A 3,080-nucleotide genomic window follows, 5' to 3' on the forward strand; every position below is an offset into this window, starting at 1 on the left:
TCGAGATCCGCTTCGTAGCGCTCAATTTTCTCCTGCTGACGCAGCGCGGTTTGCACCAGGTTCAGGTGGTCGCTGGCGGCCTGGTGATCCGCTTCGAGATCCCCCTCCGCACCGGTATGCTCATGCAGCTCCCGCGCCATCTCAACGTGCTTATACTGCTCGGCGGCCAGCTGCGATCGGGAGGTGAAGAGATCCCGGCGGAAGGCCAGGGCCTGATCGAGATGCACCCGGCGCTCGTTGGCGTGGCGCATGTAGTCTGAGGCCACGTAGTTGGTGGCTTCGCTGATCAGGTGCTTGAAGAGATCCCTGTCCGACTGGGTAACGCGGATCGCCTCGAGCGTCATGCGGTTCTCGCGCAGCGCGGCTTCCATATCCTGGAATGCTTTCCGCACCCCGCCGTTTTCCGGCAGCAGGTAGTCGCGCAGCGAGCGGGTAATGGCGCTGGAGATCCCGCCGTAGAGCGAGGCCTCGATCAGACGGTAGAACTTGCTGCGATCCGAGGCGGAGCGCAGGCGACGGGCCACGATGCCCAGATCGAACATCAGGGCGTGGTAGTCGGTAATCGAGTTGAACTGCTTGAACTGAACGCCTTCGATCTCGTCCAGCTTCTCTTTCAGCTCGGTCAGGGTTAATACGCGCGCCTGGCGCTCGTTGAGGGTCTCGGTCAGCAACGTCGTTGGCTGGATGCTGGTCGGCAGGCCCTGAATCGCAAAGGGTTTAATATCGACCTTGCGGTCGCGCCCGGCGACCTGCTGCAGGCGCACACCGACTACCACGCGCTGGTTGCGGGAGTTAATCACGTCCAGCACCGAATAACAGACGCCCGCCTTCAGCTTGCCGTGCAGACCTTTGTCGCGCGAGCCGCTGGTGGCCCCCGCTTCGGTGGTGTTACGGAAGTGCAGCAGGGTCAGATCCGGGATCAGCGCCGTAACAAAGGCCGCCATGGTGGTGGATTTACCCGCCCCGTTACCGCCGGAGAGCGTAGTGACCAGCTCGTCCAGGTCAAAGGTCCGGGCAAAAAAGCCGTTCCAGTTAATCAGCGTTAGCGAGCGAAATTTACCGCGATCAATCATGACTCTTCCTCCGCACTGTCCGGCTGATTCTCGTCTTGCTCATCATTGAGCTGCAGGTGGTTCTCTACCGGCATGGCCTCGCCGTCGCGGATCATGCGCAGCTGCGCTTCACGCAGGTCGTCCCCGCCGCGCACGTCAGCGCCGAAGCGGAACACCGACTCGGTGATACGGAACTTGCTGCTGTCGTTGCCCATAAACCAGACCATGCCCAGGCGGCGCAGACGGTTCAGCGAGGAGCGCATCTTCTCCTGAAGCTTCTGGCGATCGACGTCAGAGCCGGTGGAGCGGTTGTTGACCAGCTTCAGCAGCTTGCTCTCATCTGCCAGCGACAGCAGCTCGTCGTAAAGCTCCTGCTGGGTAAAGATGCCTTCGTTAGCCAGGCGCTCCGGGCTGAGATAGAGGTAGCAGAGGATCTTGCCGACCATCATATCCAGCTCTGAGAGCACCGAGCGCGGGATCAGCGTTGTGGAGCGCGGGCGCAGGTAGAAGAACCCTTCCGGCGCGCGGATCAGCTCCACGTTATAGCGAGCGTAAAACTCCTCCAGATACTCCTGGAAGTCCATTAAAAATGCGTGATTGTCCAGCTCATCAAGACCAATGTGGCGACCGGCGCGCAGCTGACTGTCCAGCGCCGGGAACAACGGGTTAGCCAACGCCTGCGCCAGCTTGACTGGCATCACTTGTTCAATATTTGTCAATGACATGCGCCTGTACCCTGGCTCCGTAATCATTAATTGGCTGCCATTTTGCTGGCAGCCCGGTGAAATCGCCCTGCGCTACGCCGAGACGTACCGCCTGATCAACCACAATTCGCGCAACGTCAAAGTGACGCGCCCGCGGATATTGCGCCAGATATTCGCGCACCACGAGACCGAGATCCAGTGGCACTTCTCTGGTTTTATACACCGCCAGCTGCGCTTCAATCATGGCGGCAAGCTGCTCGCGAATTTCGTTAAACTCTTCAAACTCGAGATCCGGCGGCAGTTCGCCGGTCACCTCTTCATCGCGCAGCGTCATCTCTTCGTCGCGCATATCCAGCAGACGATCGGCGCTGGCGTAGGTCAATGCCCACGGCGCATCAAAGTAGGACTGCACCGACTGGCGCAGGCGCTGGGCAAAGACGCGGTTTTTATCCATATCGATAGCGGTACGGATAAACTTATGCACGTGGCGGTCGTAGCCAATCCACAGATCGATAGCCTGCTGGCCCCAACTGATGATGCGATCCAGCTTGCTTTGCAGATCGAACACCAGCCGATCGACAAACTCGAGATCGTTGTGGGCAAGGGTCGCATCCTGGATGCGCAGCAGGTTGGCCTGCAGCTTATCCCCCGCCGCCTCCAGCGTGTCCTGCAGCTCGCGCAGGGTCCCGGAGGTCTCCGACAGCAGTAGCTCACAGCTGGAGATCGCCGCCCGCCAGTCTTTGTTCAGCAGCTGGGCGATGTCATCCTTCACCAGCTGCTGCTGTTCATCCATAATGCGCTGGGTCAGATCGATACTGTCGAAAATCTCCGCAACGGAGTATTTCAGCGGGGCGTAGACGTGACGATGCCAGTGGAACTCGTCTCCGCCTTCGGCCGCAGCGTCAGCGGCGCGTTTCAGCTCGCTGGCAACGATAGAGAGCTGCATCGAGAGGCGCAGGGTAGAGAACTCGCGCTGGCGAATGTAGTAGTCCGTGATGCCGATACCGAGAGGCGTCAAACGGTAGATGGCGTTCCCCTCAGCCTGCTCGCTGGTAAAGCGGTTCAGCAGGCGCTGGCGCACCATATCGTTGATGGCGTTATTGGCGCGCACGCCGATGGTTTCGCTGGTCTGCTCAAACGCCTCGCTGACGTGGCGAAACGCGTCGATCAGCTCCCCTTCGCTCATCTCACCGTCCAGCCGCTCGCCGTTAAGCGTGGCGACGGCCAGCAAAAAGGAGAGCCTGTCTACCGGCAGCGCGATCGAGAAATCGTTTTTTCTGGCCCAGGCAACCAGTTCGGGGACTGTCTGGGAAAATTCACTCAT

3 protein-coding genes are annotated in these 3,080 nt (G+C 59.9%); all 3 read right to left on the minus strand.

The genetic code is table 11. The annotated features are described in order from the left end of the window. A partial coding sequence (locus RTP97_RS21290) for an ATP-binding protein (RefSeq protein WP_312417190.1) occupies window positions 1-1,073 on the minus strand: 1,073 nt, incomplete at its 3' end. Further along, window positions 1,070-1,777 carry a chromosome partition protein MukE gene (gene mukE / locus RTP97_RS21295; protein ID WP_312417193.1) on the minus strand — a complete coding sequence of 236 codons (708 nt, stop codon included), beginning with the start codon at window positions 1,775-1,777 and terminating at the stop codon, window positions 1,070-1,072. The genes RTP97_RS21290 and mukE, both read right to left, overlap by 4 nt. After that, window positions 1,758-3,080 (minus strand): chromosome partition protein MukF, encoded by a 1,323-nt coding sequence (gene mukF, locus RTP97_RS21300; protein ID WP_144812946.1) that lies wholly within the window; start codon window positions 3,078-3,080, stop codon window positions 1,758-1,760. Before mukF ends, mukE begins: the two co-directional genes overlap by 20 nt.

Origin of the sequence: Pseudescherichia sp. (assembly GCF_031998825.1) — a bacterium.
Taxonomy (GTDB): Bacteria; Pseudomonadota; Gammaproteobacteria; order Enterobacterales; family Enterobacteriaceae; genus Pseudescherichia.

Coding starts and splice junctions, on each gene's coding strand:
- mukF (WP_144812946.1), bottom strand. CDS start 3,080: ATGAGTGAATTTTCCCAGACAGTCCCCGAACTGGTTGCCTGGGCCAGA.
- mukE (WP_312417193.1), bottom strand. CDS start 1,777: ATGTCATTGACAAATATTGAACAAGTGATGCCAGTCAAGCTGGCGCAG.